This window comes from Janthinobacterium sp. GW460-12-1-14-LB5, from assembly GCF_059423585.1.
Map to the genome: position 1 here is coordinate 195,526 of NZ_JBWKYD010000006.1, position 17,248 is coordinate 212,773.

The 17,248-nt window shown below is 62.5% G+C and carries 13 protein-coding genes; 6 read left to right on the plus strand and 7 right to left on the minus strand.

The genetic code is table 11. The annotated features are described in order from the left end of the window. The first annotated feature begins 3 nt into the window (after positions 1-3). Positions 4-897 carry an ABC transporter ATP-binding protein gene (locus AC07X6_RS08205; protein ID WP_035824559.1) on the plus strand — a complete coding sequence of 298 codons (894 nt, stop codon included), beginning with the start codon at positions 4-6 and terminating at the stop codon, positions 895-897. A gap of 10 nt (positions 898-907) precedes the next feature. After that, positions 908-4,486, plus strand: coding sequence for an ABC transporter permease/M1 family aminopeptidase (locus AC07X6_RS08210; RefSeq protein WP_494790623.1), 3,579 nt, complete (start codon positions 908-910; stop codon positions 4,484-4,486). A 51-nt stretch (positions 4,487-4,537) separates the two neighbouring features. Here AC07X6_RS08210 and AC07X6_RS08215 read toward each other — a convergent pair whose 3' ends face one another. The 4 genes from AC07X6_RS08215 to AC07X6_RS08230 all read right to left on the minus strand — a co-directional run bounded on the left by AC07X6_RS08215 (position 4,538) and on the right by AC07X6_RS08230 (position 8,200). Then, positions 4,538-4,924 carry a hypothetical protein gene (locus AC07X6_RS08215; RefSeq protein WP_494790624.1) on the minus strand — a complete coding sequence of 129 codons (387 nt, stop codon included), beginning with the start codon at positions 4,922-4,924 and terminating at the stop codon, positions 4,538-4,540. 178 nt (positions 4,925-5,102) lie between these two features. Further along, a complete protein-coding gene (locus tag AC07X6_RS08220; RefSeq protein ID WP_494790625.1) occupies positions 5,103-6,566 on the minus strand; it encodes a catalase in 1,464 nt (487 codons plus the stop codon). Positions 6,567-6,659: 93 nt separating this feature from the next. Further along, positions 6,660-7,316 carry a DsbA family protein gene (locus AC07X6_RS08225; protein ID WP_494790626.1) on the minus strand — a complete coding sequence of 219 codons (657 nt, stop codon included), beginning with the start codon at positions 7,314-7,316 and terminating at the stop codon, positions 6,660-6,662. A 14-nt stretch (positions 7,317-7,330) separates the two neighbouring features. Further along, on the minus strand, positions 7,331-8,200 hold the full coding sequence (locus AC07X6_RS08230) for an MBL fold metallo-hydrolase (protein ID WP_494790627.1): 870 nt from the start codon (positions 8,198-8,200) through the stop codon (positions 7,331-7,333). 223 nt (positions 8,201-8,423) lie between these two features. Here AC07X6_RS08230 and AC07X6_RS08235 point away from each other — a divergent pair, with 223 nt between their 5' ends. The 4 genes from AC07X6_RS08235 (at position 8,424) to pcaC (ending at position 12,560) form a co-directional block, all read left to right on the plus strand. Next, the gene (locus tag AC07X6_RS08235) at positions 8,424-9,875 is read left to right on the plus strand and encodes an alkaline phosphatase (RefSeq protein WP_494790628.1); all 1,452 of its coding nucleotides are present in this window, start codon (positions 8,424-8,426) and stop codon (positions 9,873-9,875) included. A 28-nt stretch (positions 9,876-9,903) separates the two neighbouring features. Further along, on the plus strand, positions 9,904-11,313 hold the full coding sequence (locus AC07X6_RS08240; RefSeq protein WP_230541594.1) for an alkaline phosphatase: 1,410 nt from the start codon (positions 9,904-9,906) through the stop codon (positions 11,311-11,313). 76 nt (positions 11,314-11,389) lie between these two features. Continuing rightward, entirely contained in the window at positions 11,390-12,100 is a 711-nt protein-coding gene (locus tag AC07X6_RS08245) for a hypothetical protein (RefSeq protein WP_474294655.1), read from the plus strand. 61 nt (positions 12,101-12,161) lie between these two features. Next, on the plus strand, positions 12,162-12,560 hold the full coding sequence (gene pcaC, locus AC07X6_RS08250; RefSeq protein WP_474294653.1) for a 4-carboxymuconolactone decarboxylase: 399 nt from the start codon (positions 12,162-12,164) through the stop codon (positions 12,558-12,560). Between the two features lie 70 nt (positions 12,561-12,630). Here the strand turns inward: pcaC and AC07X6_RS08255 are convergent, their stop codons facing one another. The 3 genes from AC07X6_RS08255 to dprA form a co-directional block, all read right to left on the minus strand. Continuing rightward, positions 12,631-15,294 carry a DNA topoisomerase III gene (locus AC07X6_RS08255; RefSeq protein WP_494790629.1) on the minus strand — a complete coding sequence of 888 codons (2,664 nt, stop codon included), beginning with the start codon at positions 15,292-15,294 and terminating at the stop codon, positions 12,631-12,633. 273 nt (positions 15,295-15,567) lie between these two features. Further along, complete coding sequence (locus AC07X6_RS08260; protein ID WP_494790630.1) at positions 15,568-16,032, minus strand: Smg family protein; 465 nt, start codon at positions 16,030-16,032, stop codon at positions 15,568-15,570. Between the two features lie 94 nt (positions 16,033-16,126). Further along, entirely contained in the window at positions 16,127-17,230 is a 1,104-nt protein-coding gene (gene dprA / locus AC07X6_RS08265; protein WP_494790631.1) for a DNA-processing protein DprA, read from the minus strand. Positions 17,231-17,248 lie beyond the last annotated feature (18 nt).

The window sequence follows — 17,248 nt, forward strand, 5'->3', positions numbered from 1 at the left end:
TGTATGGAATTGCAGATTCGCAAATTGTCGAAAACCTACGCGAATGGCGTGGTAGCGCTGGATAACGTGTCGCTGACGATACCGCCCGGGATGTTCGGCTTGCTGGGCCCGAACGGCGCCGGCAAGTCGACCCTGATGCGCACCCTGGCCACCCTGCAGGAATGCGATTCCGGCTCCATCTTCTTCGGCGACTACGACGTGCTCGACGACAAAGACGAGATCCGCCGCATGCTGGGCTACCTGCCGCAAGACTTCGGCCTGTACCCGAAAGTGACGGCCTACGAGCTGCTCGACCACTTCGCCACCTTGAAAGGGCTGTCGCAGCGGGCGCGCCGGCGCGAAGTCGTCGATGGCCTGTTGCAGCAAACCAATTTGTTCGACGTGCGCCACCAGCGCCTGGGCAGCTTTTCCGGCGGCATGCGCCAGCGCTTCGGCATCGCGCAAGCCCTGCTGGGCGACCCGAAACTGATCATCGTCGACGAGCCGACGGCCGGCCTCGACCCGCAGGAGAGAGTCCGCTTCCATAATCTGCTGTCCGACATCGGCGAAGACAAGACGGTGATCCTGTCAACCCATATCGTCTCCGACGTGGCCGACCTGTGCGCCAACATGGCCATCATCAACAAGGGACATTTGCTGCTGTGTGGCAAGACCCAGGAACTGATCGACGAAGTCAGCTGCAAAATCTGGGCGCGTTTTGTCGAAAAGAAAGAACTGGCCAGCTTCCAGCAGCGCCACGCCGTCATTTCCACGCGCCTGCTGTCGGGCCGTACCCTGATCCACGTCTACAGCGACGACGACCCGGGCGACGGCTTCGAGGAAGCCATCGGCGACCTGGAAGACCTGTATTTCGCCACCATTGCCGGGCGCCACCGCGTCGCCCCGCAGTGCGACTGAGGGGGCGGCCATGTTTGCCATCGCCCGCTTTGAAGCGCGACAGCGGCTCAAACTGCTGTCCACCTGGGTGTATTTCGCCATGTTTTTGGCGCTGGCCATGCTGTGGATGGCGGCCGCCGGCGGCGTCTTCAAGGAAGCGAGCATCAGTTTCGGCGGCAAGTTCCTGATCAACGCGCCCCGCTCGCTGGCGTTCACGTGCAGCCTGCTGGGCTGCTTCGGCGCCGTGGTGGTGGCCGCCATGATGGGCCGCTCGGTGCAGCAGGATTTCGAGTACGGCATGCAGCATTTCTTCTTCAGCGCGCCGATCAAGAAATACCAGTACGTGTTCGGCCGCTTCCTCGGCGCCTGGCTGGTGCTGGCCGTGGTGTTTTCCAGCATCGTCATCGGCGCCTGGCTGGGCGCCTGGCTGCCCGGCATCGATCCCGAACGGCTGGGGCCGCAACGGGCGCTGGCCTACCTGATGCCCTACGTCTTTACCCTGCTGCCGAACCTGTTCATCTTCGGCGCCATCTTCTTCGTCATCGCGGCCCTGACGCGGCGCATGCTGCCCGTGTACATCAGCTCGGTAGTCATGCTGATCGGCTACCTGGTGGCGCCGTCGCTGGCGCGCGACCTCGACTACAAGACCCTGGCCGCCCTGATCGACCCGTTCGGCACGACGGCGCTGATACGCCTGACGGAATACTGGCCGAACGCGGAGCGCAACACGCGCCTGGTGACGCTGGAAGGCGTGTACCTGCTGAACCGCGCCATCTGGTCCGGCTTCGCCCTCGTGGCCTTGCTGCTCGGCTACTGGCGCTTCCAGTTCCATGCGACGACGGACGCGGGCGCCACCCGGCGCCGCAGCGACGGCGAGGCGCCGCAGCGCCTGTCGAACGCTTCGCTGTCCACGCAGGAAACACCGGACTTCGCGCAGCGCAACCTGGCTACCCTGCTCCTCAAGATGAGCTGGCTGAACCTGCGCGAAACCATCAAGAACATTTATTTTGTCGTCATCGTGCTGGCCGGCGTGCTGACCATGTATGCGGGCGCGCTGGACATGGGCTCCATCTACGGCACGAACACGTATCCCGTGACGGAAAAGGTGCTGGACATGGTCAGCGCCTCGTTCGCCCTGTTCATGCTGATCATTACCACCTTCTATGCGGGCGAACTGGTGTGGCGCGAACGCGAGGCGGGCACGTATCTGATGCTCGACGCCCTGCCCGTGCCGAACTGGCTGCCCCTGCTGTCGAAACTGTTCGCCCTGATCGGCCTGCAAGCCTTGCTGAGCCTGATCATCATGCTGTGCGGCATGTCGATCCAGGTCTTCAAGGGCTATTACCGCCTCGATCCGGGCCTGTACGTGGAATCGCTGTTCCTGTCGCACCTGCCCTACTATGCGCTGATCGCGGTGCTGGCCATTTTCTTGCAGGTATTGATCAATCACAAGTACCTGGCGTATTTCGCCATGATTTTGTACCACATCGCCAGCGTCAGCTTTGCCTCGCTGGGCCTGGGCGACCCGCTGCTGCTGTACGGCAGCACGCCTGACTTCGTGTATTCGGCCATGAACGGCGCCGGCCACTATGTGTTGCGCGAGCGCTGGTACTTGCTGTACTGGAGCGGCGCGGCCGTCATGCTGACGGTGCTGTCACTGCTGTTCTGGCCCCGCGGCGCGCAGGACAGCTGGCGCATCCGCCTGCGCCTGGCGCGCCACGGCCTGACGCAGGGCGTGCTGGCCAGCTTTGCCGGCGGTGCCGTGATGTTCCTCGGCGCTGGCGCCGTGCTGTTCTACGTCTTCCATGTGGCCAACGACTACAAGTCCGACTATGCGCGCGACGCGGACCGCGCCAGTATCGAGCGCCAGTACCGCAAGTTTGCCGCCACGCCGCAGCCGCGCATCACCGACGTGAAACTCGACGTGGCCATCTACCCGGCGCAGCGCACCCTGGCCGTTACGGGCCGCTACATGCTGCAAAACAAGACCAGCCTGCCGATCAGCCACATTTTTGTGCAGCAAGACCCGACGGCTACCATGCGCCTGCGTTTCGATGCGCGCGTGCATCCCGGCCTCGATGACGGCAAGCTGGGCTTCTATAGCTACCGCCTGGCCGCGCCGCTGGCGCCGGGCGCCACCCTGGGCCTCGATTTCGACATCCGCTATGCGCCGCGCGGCATCTTCGGCCTGGGCCAGGACACGCCCGTGGTGGCCAACGGCACCTTCTTCACGAATGCCGTGCTGCCGCACATCGGCTACCAGCCGCAGCTGGAGCTGACGGATCCGCGCGACCGCAAGAAACACGGCTTGCCCGCGCGCGAACGGGCCTTGCCGCGCGACGATGCGAAGGGACTGGCCGACAACTACGTCAGCAACGACGCCGACCGCATCCGTTTTGATGCCACCGTCAGCACCGTGGACGGCCAGACGGCCATCGCGCCGGGCATGCTGGACAACGACTGGATCGCCAAGGGCCGCCATTACTTCCATTACACGATGGACCAGCCGATCCTGAACTTCTACTCGTTCCAGTCGGCCCGCTACGCCGTCAGGCACGAGCGCTGGCAAGACGTGGCCATCGACGTGTATTACCACCCGGGCCATGAGTACAACCTCGATCGTTTCGTGCGCGGCAGCAAGGAAGCGCTCGAGTACTACACGAAGAACTTCGGCCCCTACCAGCACAAGGTCTTGCGCATCGTCGAGTTCCCCCGCTATGCCACGTTTGCGCAATCGTTCCCGAACACGATTCCATACTCGGAAGGCCTGGGCTTCATCGCCAGGGTGGACGACAAGAATCCGAAAGACCTCGATTATCCGTTCTACGTCACGGCGCATGAAGTGGCGCACCAGTGGTGGGCGCATCAATTGGTGGGCGGCAATACGCGGGGCGCCACCGTGCTCAGCGAAACCCTGGCCGAATACTCTGCCCTGATGGTAATGAAGAAAACCGCGGGGCCGGCCAAGATGCGCCGCTTCCTGCGCTATGACCTGAATCAATACCTGATGGGACGCAGCGAAGAGCGCAAGAAGGAACTGCCGCTGGCCGAGAATGAAAACCAGACTTACATCCATTACAACAAGGGCAGCCTGGCCATGTACTTGCTGCAGGACATGATCGGCGAAGACAAGGTCAACGGCGTGCTGCGCGAGCTGCTCAAGACCTACGGCCAGAAAGGCCCGCCGTATGCGAGCGTGACGGCGCTGATAACCGGCTTGCGCCAGGTCACGCCGCCCGAGCAGGCTTACCTGATCGACGACCTGTTCGAGAAAATCGTGCTGTTCGACAACCGCGCCCTGTCGGCCACGGCCGTCAAACGCAGCGACGGCAAGTACGCCGTCACCATCAAGGTACAGGCAAGCAAATTGACGGCCGGCGAACAGGGCGAGGAACACGATGCGCCTCTGCACGACTGGATCGAGATCGGCGTCGATGACGCGAATGGCCATCCGCTGCTGCGCGAACGCCAGCGCATGGCGGCGCGCGAAGCGAGCTACACCGTCATCGTCGGCAGCCGGCCCGGCAAGGCGGGCATCGATCCCGACAACAAGTTGATCGACCGCAAGCCGGACGACAATATGGTCAACGTCGAACTCGACGAACCATGACGAAAAATGGCCACCCTGAACAGGTGGCCATTTTTTTGTGTCACACGGGAATCAGGCTGCGGCGCAGCGCGTCACCAGGCTCAGGCTGATGCCCATTTCCGTCAGATGCTGCATGTCGGCCAGGGTGAGGTCGAGCGGCGCGTCGACCGTGTCGTCGCCGCTCAGTTCCAGTTGAAGCTCGGCAACTATGCGCGGCATGGTGAAGCTGACGCCGCGCGAGCGGCATTCAGCCAGGTAGCTGCGTATGCGCGAGGGCAACACTTGCGACTTGGGCGCTTGCGCGATCAGTACTTCGAAGCCGGAATCGAGATGCACGCGGCCCGCCGCGCCCTTCGCCTCGCCCTTGCGCCATTGCCGTTCCGGATCCGTGGGCAAGACTTCGAGAATGGATTTGAGCGTGGGGTCGTCCCCATGCACCGACAGCTTCGCCATATTCATATTGCAAGACTTTCTAGTCAGGACGCCGCCAGGAAGACGGCGCGATCATCAGACCGACAAGTCTACGCATGGAAGGCAAATATGTCCATACGGCAATATTTGGCATCCAGCTCTAATAAACGCTCATTTGTGCTGCATCAAACAGGCGGAACAAGCTTGTTCCGCCTGCCACACACCATTACAGTGCCGCGCCGCGCGCCTGCAAGGCGGCCCGCACGCCGGCGCCGTAGGCGGGGTCGGCCTGGTCGAAGTGACCGAGCTGACGCTGCAAGGTTTCCGCACGTACCTGGCTCAACGGTCCTGCCAGGTTGTCGAACAGGTTTTGCTGCGCCTGTACCGACATCAGGCGGAACAGATTGCCGGCCTGCGTGTAATCGTCTTCCACGCCGCGCCCATCGTAGCGCGCCGCGCCGCCGTCCAGCGCCAGCGCCGGCTCGCCATGGCCCAGCCCTTGCGGCGCGCTGCCTGCCGCCGCCACGTTCGCGTAGTTCTGCGCCGAACTGCCATTGTGGATGGCCATGCCGCCGTCGCGCTGCTGGTTGTGGAAGGGGCAGCGGGCCGCATTCACGGGCAGATGCTGGTGGTTCGTGCCGACGCGGTACAGCTGGGCGTCGTGGTAGGCGAACAGCCGGCCTTGCAGCATCTTGTCCGGCGAGTACCCCATGCCCGGCACGGCGTTGGCCGGCGAAAAGGCCGCTTGCTCGACTTCCGCGTGGTAATTGTCCGGGTTGCGGTTCAGCTCAAAAATACCGACCGGCAACAGCGGGAAGTCCCCATGCGGCCACACTTTCGTCAGGTCGAACGGATTCCAGCCCGTGCGCTGTTCCCATGCATCGAGTTGCTCCTGCGTCGCCACCTGCAGCTTGACTTCCCACTGGGGGAAATCGCCGCGCGCGATGGCGCCGAACAGGTCGCGCTGGGCGTAGTCGGGATCGGCCCCGGCCAGGCGGCCCGCTTCCGCCGCAGGTAAATTTTTGATGCCCTGGCGCGTCTTGAAGTGCCATTTCACGTACACGCGCTGGCCGTCGGCATTGATCAGGCTATACGTGTGGCTGCCGAAGCCATCCATGTGGCGGTAGCCGTCCGGCGTACCGCGGTCCGAGAACAGCATGGTGACCTGGTGCAAGCTTTCCGGCGCATGGCTCCAGAAGTCGAACATCATCTCGGCCGATTTCAGATTGCTTTGCGGATCGCGCTTTTGCGTATGGACAAAATCGGGGAACTTGATCGGGTCCTTGATGAAGAACATCGGCGTGTTGTTGCCGACCAGATCCCAGTTGCCCTCTTCCGTATAAAAACGCACGGCGAAGCCGCGCGGGTCGCGTTCCGTGTCGGCACTGCCGCGTTCGCCGCCGACGGTGGAGAAACGGGCGAAGGTGGCCGTCTGCTTGCCCACTTCGGCAAACAATTTGGCCTTGGTGTAGCGCGAAATGTCGTGCGTGACGGTAAAGGTGCCGTAGGCGCCCGAGCCTTTCGCGTGCACGACGCGCTCGGGGATGCGCTCGCGGTTGAAATGCTGGAGTTTTTCGATCAGGTGGAAGTCTTGCAGCAGCAGGGGGCCGCGGGGGCCGGCGCTGATGGAATTCTGGTTGTCGGCGACGGGGATGCCCGAGGCGGTACTGAATGGCGGCTGTTGACTCATGGCTGCTTTTCCTTCGTTGTTGACTAATGAAACCAGTGTAACGAGGTCAACAACAAAGGAAAAGCTAATTGATTTTATCGATCCGATAGTTATTTACAATACGCAACCGTGGGCGTCGCACACGCCACCGAGCTGTGCCTGCAACTTCGCCGGCTGGCCCAGGAAGCCGCCGATATCGATCACGGATAGCTTGCCGCTGCCATCGTCGAGCACGAACGTGGGAAAGCCCTGGCCGCCCACCTGTGCCAGCAAGGCGCGGCTGGCGTCGATGTGCCGCTGCGTGGCGGCGCCCGCCTGCCGCGCATATTCCCCCCCGAATGCGGCCCCGTCCATGCCCAGCTCTTGCGCCAAGGTCACCAGCACGGGCAGGTCGGCGATGCGCAAGCCGTCCACGTAATGGGCGCGCTGCACGCGCTGCAGCATGTCCAGGCCCTTGCCGGCCAGCGATTCAGCCGCCAGGATGGCCGTGATCGGCGGCTCGGAATCCATCATGGCCGTGGTGTCGTTCAGCAAGCCGTTGATATAGGCGTCGCCGAAGGGCTGGCCCGACAATTGCTCGATGCGCCGGTCATGCGGCAGCACATAGCCGCGCCAGGCGGGCGTGATCTGGCGGCGATTGCTGCCCGTCATCATGCCGCCGCCGTGGAAGGCCACCGCCAGGCCCGGCACGGCGCGCGCCGCCTCGACCAGCGGCGCGGCGCCGTAGCACCAGCCGCACAGGGGATCGAAAATGTAGTGCAGTGTGGGCATGCCGGCCTTGCCGCTTACCATTGCATTTCGCCTTTTGCCACTTTGGCGCTGGTCTCCAAAGCACCATCCAGGCCCAGCTGCGGATAGCGCGTTTTCATCGCTTCGATCAGGGCGGCGGAATTGGCAGCCTTGGCCGTTTCCGCTTCGAACGTCACCAGGTAGTCGCGCGTAAAGCCGATGCTGTCGGGCGTCAGGGGCGAACCCACCTTGAAGTGGCCGGGCACGACGGTGACAGGTTTCAGGGCGGCGATGCCATCGAGCGTCTTGAGCCAGTCCTGGCGCGATTGCACGCTTTGCGTATCGGCCGTCCACACGTGCAAGTTGCCAAACAGCACCACGCCGCCGACGACGGCCTTGATCGACGGAATCCACACATAGGTGCGCGCTGGCGTCGGGCCGGCGATGTCCAGCGACTGGCCTTCCAGGCTGATGCGCTTGCCCTTCAAGGCTTCGGGGATGACGATGGCGTGCGGCGCATTGTCCTTCAAAATCGGGCCCCAGTAGGCGACCTTGGCGTCAGCCTTGCGGCGGATTTCCGCGACGGTTTCCGGCGTGGCAACGATTTTCGCCTGCGGGAACGCTGCCTTGATCACGTCGAGGCCGAAGTAAAAATCGGGATCGCTGTGGCTGATATAGACCGTCGTCAGTTTCTTGCCGCTGGCGCGGATCTTTTCCACCAGTTTTTGCGCTTCGGCGCGCGAAAACTGCGCATCGATCAGCACGGCGTCATGCTTGCCCGCAACCAGCACGGAAGCGACGGGGAAGATGGCCGCTTCGCCTGGGTTGAATACTTCCAGGCTCAGGGGAGCGCTGGCGGCGGCCGAGGCGGCGCCGGCGGCAAACAGGGTGGAAACAAGAACGCTGCTGATGGATTTGGAGAACATGATCTGCCTTCACAAGATGATTGGGATGAGGGCATCTTACGTTGCTTTATTCGGTAGAAAAACCCGTTAAAACGCAATTGTTTGTTGCTTATTTCGATTTAATAAGACACTGGCAAGCACGCCGCCGTGCGCACCGGCGTGGCCAAATGTGTCACAGCGTCATGATGGTGTCACATTGCATTGTTATCTTGCCAGCTCTTTCAAACCTAGCCGGATGAACCACATGACACGCAGAAAAATTTCCGTCGCTGGCTGCAGCGTCGCCATCACCCTGATGCTGGCCGCCTGCGGCAGCGATGCCAAAAAAGAAGAGGTAGTGGCTGAAGCGCCGCCGAAAAACGTCATCTTCTTCCTCGGCGATGGCATGGGCCTGACCACCATGACGGCCGCGCGCATCTATTCGGTGGGCGAAGAAGGTGCGCTGACCATGGACACCTTGCCGGAAACGGCCTTCGTGAAAACGTTCTCGAACGACGCGCAAGTGACGGACAGCGCGCCATCGATGGCCGCCTACATGACCGGCGTCAAGATGAACAATGAAGTCATCTCGATGTCGGCCAACACGCTCGCCATCGACCCGGGCACGGATGCGAACGGCAACAAGCTGGTCAACAAATGCGGCACCGGCAACGGCACGCCCGCCACCACCCTGCTGGAACTGGCCAAGGCCAAGGGCTTTGCCGCCGGCGTCGTCAGCACGGCGCGCGTGACGCACGCCACGCCGGCCGCGACCTATTCGCACATCTGCCACCGCGACCTGGAAAATGATATCGCCGCCGCCCTGGTACCGGGCGGCACGGGCTACAACAGCGCGCTGGGCACCACCGGCCTGGAAGTGGTCCTCGGTGGCGGCGCGCAATTCTTCAAGCCGTTCAAGGATGGCGGCAAGCGTTCCGACGGCCGCGACCTGGTCGCCGAACTGAAAGCGAAGAGCTACACGGTGGCCAACACGGGCGCCGACTTCACGGCCGTCGATGCGGCCAAGACGGAGCGTTTGTTCGGCGTGTTCACGTCCAGCCACATGAGCTACGACCTGGACCGCGACGCAAGCAAGGAACCGAGCCTGGCGGAAATGACCACCAAGGCCATGGACGTGCTGGCCAAGAACAAGAAGGGTTACTTCCTGATGGTCGAAGGCGGCCGCATCGACCATGCGCTGCACGAAACGACGGCCAAGAAAGCGCTGCAAGATACGGTCGCTTTCGACAACGCCATCAAGGCCGCCATCGAGAAAGCCAAGCTGACCGACCCGACCCTGGCCAATACCCTGATCGTCGTCACGGCCGACCATGACCACACCCTGGTGCTGAACGGCTACGCCAAGCGCACGGGCAAGACGGCTGCCGGCAACCCTGGCGTGCTGGGCGTGGTGAAAAACTACGTCACCGGCGCGGTCGAGAAAGACCTCGATGGCGCACCGTACTCGATCATCGGCTTCGGCAATGGCGAAAACCGCACCCAATCGAGCCGCGCCGCCATGGCCAGCCTCGATGAAACCGTCACCAGCGCCAATATGTACCATCAGGAAGCGGTGATCCGCACTGCGATCGGCAATGAAACCCACGGCGGCACCGACGTCTTCCTGGGCGCCATCGGCAAGGGTTCGGAAACCTTCCTGGGCACCATCGACAACACCAAAGTATTCGGCCTGGTCAAGACCGCCGGCGGTCTGTAATCCCAAGAGACAAGAATTGGACAAGCACATGAAACTCGCATTGAAACCCGCCCTGAAACTCTCCCTGCTGACCACGCTCGTGGCCGCCAGCGTTGCCAGCGCCTACGCCGCCGACGCCAAGAACGTCATCTTCTTCCTCGGCGACGGCATGGGCCCGTCCGTCGTGACGGCGGCGCGCATCTACCAGTACAAGGAAGAAGGCAGCCTGACGATGGATACGCTGGAACGCACGGCGCGCATCAAGACGTACTCGCACGATGCGCAAACGACGGACAGCGCGCCATCGATGGCCGCCTACATGACCGGCGTCAAGATGAACAATGAAGTCATCTCGATGGCGCAGGACACGATCGCCAAAGAGCCCGGCCGCGACGCCAACGGCAACCTGGGCGTGGACAACTGCCCGGCCACCGACAAGAGCGTGCCGACCATCCTGGAACTGGCGAAAGCCAAGGGCAAGGCCGTGGGCGCCATCACCACCACGGAACTGACGCACGCCACGCCGGCGACGACTTTCTCGCACATCTGCAACCGCAATGCGCAATACGCGATCGCTGCACAAACGGTACCGGGCGGCACGGGCTACAACGCGGCCTTGGGCGATGGCGTCGACGTGCTGATGGGTGGCGGCCGCAACCACTTTACGCCTTGGTCGGCCAGCAACAAGTATGGCCGCGCCGATGGCCGCAACCTGTTGACGGAATTGGCCGCCAAGGGCTACACCGTGGCCGCCAACAAGGCGGAAATGGCGGCGGCGCAGAGCGGCAAGAAATTCATCGGCCTGTACAGCACCCGCAGCCACCTCGAATATGAACTGGACCGCACGGCCACGCCGCCGCTGGGCGAAGGCGCGACCCAGCCTAGCCTGTCGGAAATGACGCTGAAAGCCATCGACTTGCTGTCGAAAAACGCGAACGGCTACTTCCTGATGGTCGAAGGCGGCCGCATCGACCACGCCTTGCATGGTACCAATGCCAAGCGCGCGCTGACGGATACCATCGCCTTCGACGACGCCATCAAGGCCGCCATCGACAAGATCAAGGAAACCGATCCCAAGCTGGAAAATACCCTGATCGTCGTCACGGCCGACCATGACCACACCCTGGCGTTCAACGGCTACGGCAAGCGCGGCAACCATATCCTCGACATCAACCGCGGCTACAAGGATAACCAGCCAAGCAAGGATGCGGACGGCAATACCTACACCACCCTGGTGTTCGGCAATGGCCCGAACCGCCCTGCCCTGCGCAGCAACGTCGACAGCGCCACGGCCCTGAAAGACAATTACCTGCAAGAAACAGGCGTGCGCCTGTCCAGCGAAACCCACGGCGGCGGCGACGTCAAGCTGCTGGCCACGGGCGCCGGCGCCAAGGCTTTCAAGGGCACCCTGGACAACACCAAGGTGTTTGACTTGCTGAAGGCGGCCTTCGGCTTCTGATCCACATCAACACGGCAACCCCACCGGGGCGGATGGCAATCTTGCCTTCCGCCCCTCTGCACGTAAAGGCAACACCATGAAACCGACCCTGATCGCCATCCTCCTCGCCGCCGGCTTTGCGGGTACCGCGCAAGCGGCCGCCCCTGCCGACCTGGACCTGGGCATCACCTACTACAGCCGCGTGCTGACGCCGGAAGGCGTGACGCGCGAAAGCCGCTACGAAGAAAAGATGCTGCGCCGCCCCGGCCACGTGTGGGTCGAGCGCGTGCTGGCACCGGCGACGGACGCGCATGCCGGGCACAAGCATGGCGAAAACACCAAGGTGGCCCTGAAAGCCACGCAGCATGACCACAAGCACTTCAATCCCGTGCTGATACCGCGTCACGTGATGCTGGAAAAGAACACCGTGCGCGTGGAATACATCGATGCGCACGACAAGATCGTCGTCTCGATTCCGAAGGCCGAATACGAAAACGTCAATTTCGACGGTTCCTGGGAAAACAGTTTTTATCTGCTCGACCCGAAACTGGTGGCCGCCATGCCCCTGTCGAAGCAGGCATCGAACGTGACGGGCGCGCGCTGGCGCGAAGTGGAAAAGAATGGCGTGTTCCAGCGCATCCTGTGGGATGAGCAAAAACAGATTCCCCTGATCATCGAAAGCGGCGACCGCGCCAACACTTTTTATCGCCGGGTCGACGTCAAGCTGCAGCCGACCGTCAGCAAGGCGCAGCCGTGGGCGAATTTGCAGCATTACGCGCAGCGCGAATACTCGGACTACCTGGACTAAGCTTGACCACCCCATGCCCGCTCGCTAGTATCTGAACAGAGTATTCCACAGGGAGCGCGGCATGGATGAACAATTCGAGAATGGTTTGCGCATGCGCAAACAAGTGATGGGCGACGCCTTTGTCGAGCGCGCCTTTGCCCAGGTCGACGCCTTCACGGCGCCCTTGCAGGACTTCGTCACGCGCAACGCCTGGGGCACGACCTGGTGCCGCGATGGCCTGGATTTAAAGACGCGCAGCCTGGCGACGATCGCCATGCTGACGGCCCTGGGCCGCGCCCAGGAGCTGCGCGGCCACGTGCGCGGCGCCGTCAACAATGGCGCTTCCATGCAGGAAATCCAGGAAGTGCTGCTGCACGCGGCCGTGTATTGCGGCATGCCGCTGGCCATCGACGCCTTCCGCTCGGCGCATGACGTGCTGCGGGAAATGGGCCTGGTGGCGCCGGCCGCGCCGCCAGCCTGACCATTGCTCCATCAAATCGGGACGTAAAAAAGCCAGGGAAATCCCTGGCTTTTTTCTGGCTGGCGCCGGATTACTCGGCCGCTGCCGCCTTCTTCGCCGGCGCCTTCTTGGCGGCCGGCTTTTTCACGGCCGTGGCCTTCTTCGCCGGCGCCTTCTTCACGGCAGCCTTCTTGACGGCCGTCTTCTTCACTGGCGCCGCGCCTTCTTCGCCGTCGGCCTCGGCGGCTGCCGCCTTCGCTTTGGCGCCCGGCTTGGCCTTGCGCTCTTCAAACTCGAAGCTCACCTTGCCATCCTTGCCCCGTACGAGGAAAGCCTTGAATGGACGGCGCGTGCGCTGCGACACAAAGCCCGGCAACAAGTCCGTCTTGCCATCGTTGAGCAATTTTGCCATTTGTTCCGGCAAGATTTCCTGTTGCAAGATGATGCGGCCGCTGCGGAAATCGCACGTCTTCGGCTTGGCAACGCTGTGTTCACACACATAGGCCAGGCCCATTTCATACACGCCGGCATTGCACTTGGGGCAAGGTCCGACGGGCGTCTGGCCCGTGAAATCGACGCCTTCGCCATCTTCGCTCTCGTCGTTCTGGCCGAAATCGAATTCCAGCTTGAAATTTTTGATTTCTTCATCTCGCACGATGCGCAGGATGGCGGCGAACGGACGGCCCATCTTCGAGCGGAAGCCTTGCAGCGGGCCGATGGTACGGTCCTTCAGCAATTGCTCCACTTCGGCGATTTCGAACTGGCGCGAACCCGGTGTCTTGCTCATCGAGAATTCGCACTTGGTGCAGGCGAAACGGCGATAGTTTTCCTTCACCACGCCGCCGCAATTCGGGCATGGCGTTTCCAGGGTCGCGTAGTCGCCGGGAATCGTATCGTTATCGTATTCCTTGGCGCGCTTGACGATGATTTGCGTCATCTGCGCGATTTCACGCATGAATTCTTCGCGCGAAATCTTGCCTTTTTCCATCTGCGACAGCTTGTATTCCCACTCGCCCGTCAGCTCCGGCGCCGTCAATTCATTGACGCCCAGGCCTTTGAGCAAAGTCATCAGCTGCGACGCCTTGGCCGTCGGAATCAGTTCGCGGCCTTCGCGGATCAGGTAGCGTTCCGTCAGCAAGCCCTCGATGGTGGCCGCGCGCGTGGCCGGGGTGCCAAGACCCTTGCCGGCCATCGCATCGCGCAGCTCGTCGTCGTCGATCAGCTTGCCGGCGCCTTCCATGGCCGACAGCAAGGTCGCTTCCGTGAAGCGCGCGGGCGGTTTCGTCACCAGGCCGTTGGCGCTGACGCTTTCCGTCTGCACTTTCTCGCCCTTGGCGACGGGCACCAGGTTGCCGTTGCCATTGCTTTCCTTGTCCGCGTCCGTCGACGCTTCCTTGCCGTAGATGGCCAGCCAGCCCGGATTGGTCATGACCTTGCCTTCAGTCTTGAACTGATGGCCGGACACTTCCGTGTAGCGCGTGGTGACCTGGAATTCCGCAGGCGGGAAGAACACGGCCATGAAGCGGCGTGTGACCAGGTCGTACAGCTTCTGTTCCGGCTCGGACAGGTTTTTCGGCGCGATCGTCGTCGGGATGATGGCGAAGTGATCCGAGATCTTCGTGTTGTCGAAGATGCGCTTGTTCGGCTTGACCCAGCCCTTGTCGATGATCTGCTTGGCGAACTGGTGGTAGTTGCTGTTTTCCTTGACCGTTTCCAGCGCCTGCAGCACGGTCGGCATGTAGTCTTCCGGCAGGTGGCGCGAATCGGTACGCGGATACGTCAATACCTTGTGCTTTTCGTACAGTGCCTGGGCCAGGCCCAGCGTGTTCTTGGCCGAGAAGCCGAAACGCGAGTTCGCTTCGCGCTGCAGGCTGGTCAGGTCGAACAGGCCCGGCGCCATCGAGGTGGTCGGTTTCGATTCTTCCGTGACGATGCCTTGGCGGCCGCGGCAAGCGGTGGCGATCGAGTCGGCAGCCGTCTTGCTCCACAGGCGCTCGGCGCGCTTCTCGGGGTCGTTCTCGTCCTTCTTGAACTTCGTGTCGAGCCAGCGGCCTTCATAGATGCCGGCCGCGCAGACGAATTCGGCGCGCACTTCCCAGAAGTCGCGCGGCACGAATTTTTTAATTTTATCTTCGCGTTCGACGACGATGGACAAGGTCGGCGTCTGCACGCGGCCCACGGTGGTCAGATAGAAGCCGCCTTCTTTCGAATTAAACGCCGTCATGGCACGCGTGCCATTGATGCCGATCAACCAATCGGCTTCCGAACGGCAGCGGGCCGCGTCGGCCAGCGGCAGCATTTCTTCATCGCTGCGCAGGTGCGCGAAACCGTCGCGGATGGCGCCCGGCGTCATCGACTGCAGCCACAGGCGCTTGACCGGTTGCTTGGCCTTGGCGTTTTGCGCGATCAGGCGGAAAATCAGCTCGCCTTCTCGCCCCGCATCGCATGCGTTGATGAGGGTGGAAACGTCTTTGCGTTTGATCAGCTTGTTTAATACTTTGAGGCGCGCTTCCGTCTTCGGGATGGGATTAAGCGCGAAATACGGTGGAATCATCGGCAAGTGCGCGAAACTCCATTTGCCGCGCTTCACGTCGAATTCTTCCGGCACGGCGATCTCCAGCAAGTGGCCGACCGCCGACGACAGGACGTATTCATCCGATTCAAAGTACTCATCGTGCTTGGTAAAGCCGCCAAGCGTCTTCGCGATATCGTTCGCGACAGAAGGCTTCTCGGCGATGATGAGGGTTTTTGTCATATTTTTTAGTCTCGAAAAATGCTCTAGGATAGTTTCAGCATGCGCATCATACAGTGCATTGCCAGGCGCCGACGCTTTTGTCTGCGCAAGGCCTTGTGACTTGTGGTCTTGTCAAGCGGCCAATGATAAGCGCCTATTGAAGAATTCGGCAAGTTATCTGCAAGCAAGAATGCGCAGGCGCAAACACAATGGTCTGGCGTGCGCGGTGCCGCAGCATATAGTAAGGGAGATGGCGCGGCAGCGGCGCCAGGTGCGGCCAGGGGTGTTTGTATACTAGTGCAGCAGGCGCGGCGGGAGATCTTCGTCGTCGACAAACAAGTCGTCGAACATCAAGGCGTCCGGTTCCTTGCCCTGGCTCCACAGCAGCATCAGCACGATGACTTTCAGCTTGCCCAGGGATACGGGCGCCTCGTCGAGCGCCAGCGCCCGTTCGATGACGATTTCGCGCTGCAGCGGCGAAAGCACCTTGGCGCTTTCCAGAAACTGGATGAAGCCGATGGCGGCCGTGCCCAGCACGTCGCTTTCCTGCTGCACGTAGAAGCGCATGCCGGTGGAACTGGCCGTCAGGGTTTGCTCGGCGCCGGCCATGGCGTTCAAGTCCGTCAGCCACACGAGCGCTTCGGAAATCTCCACGTCGTCGAAACCGACGGCCGACAGTTTGCGCGCCAGGACTGCCGGCTCGGGGCAGGCATCGGGGCGATAGTAAGTCTCGTAGAGGTACACCAGGATATCGAACATGGCTCTACTCTAGCAGCTAAGTTCGCTAAGACACAAGGGCGCACACCGACAAAGCGCCACCGTGCGGCAAGGCCGCCACACAAGTGACAAGCTGTCATTTGCAGCGTTGAAACAGTCCTCCCGGCAAGCGTTCCACCAGGCCGGCCAGCTCCAGCGCCAGCAATTCGCCCATCAGCGCGCCCATGGCCAGGCCGCTGCGCGCGGCCAGGGTATCGGCGTCGAGGGGATCGTGGCCCAGCGCTGCCAAGAGCGGCGGTTCGTCTGCCACCGCTGGCCGCACTGGAGGAACGCCGCCCAGCCACTGCAGCTCTTGCAGCACGTCATCGGCCGACTCGACCAGCTTGGCGCCCTGCTTGATGAGCGCATGACAACCCTTGGCCAAAGTCGCATGGATGGAGCCGGGCAAGGCATACACGTCGCGCCCCTGCTCGCCGGCCAGGCGCGCCGTGATCAGGGAACCCGATTGCGCCGCCGCCTCGATCACCAGCACGCCGCGCGCCAGGCCGCTGATCAGCCGGTTTCGACGCGGAAAGTTCCCCGGCATGGCCGGCAAGCCCAGCGCGTACTCGCTGACGATGCAGCCTTGTTCGGCGATTCTTTGCGCCAGATCAAGGTTACGTCGCGGGTACACCAGATCGGCGCCCGTGCCGATCACGGCCACCGTGCCGCCCGCGCCGCGCAAGCCGCCCTCGTGCGCATGCGTGTCGATACCGAGCGCCAGCCCGGAAATGATGGTCAGGCCCGCGGCGCTCAGCGCTTGGGCGAACGCAGCCGCATTCTGCATGCCTTGCGCGCTGGCATTGCGGCTGCCGATGATGGCCACGCCAGGGCGCGCCAGCAGTTCCGCGCGCCCCCGTACATATAACAAGAGCGGCGGATCGGCGATTTCCAGCAGCAGGGGCGGATACGCGGCATCGGCCAGGGTCAGCACGGCATTGCCGGGCCGCTGCAGCCATTGCAGGGTGAGCGCCAGCTGGCTGTTGGCCACCGGCTTGGGCGCCTGCACGATGGCGCGCGCCACGCCGGCCGGCACCACCTCGCGCAAGGCCTCGAACGGCGCGGCAAAGATATCGGGCGGCAAGCCGAAGCGGGCCAGCAAGGCGCGTGCCGCCACCGGGCCCACGCCGGGCAGATGCTGCAGGCGCAGCCAGCCCGCCAGTTCCGTGGCCGTGTCCGCCGTCGTTGCAATTGCATGCATGACAACCTCGCTGTGTAC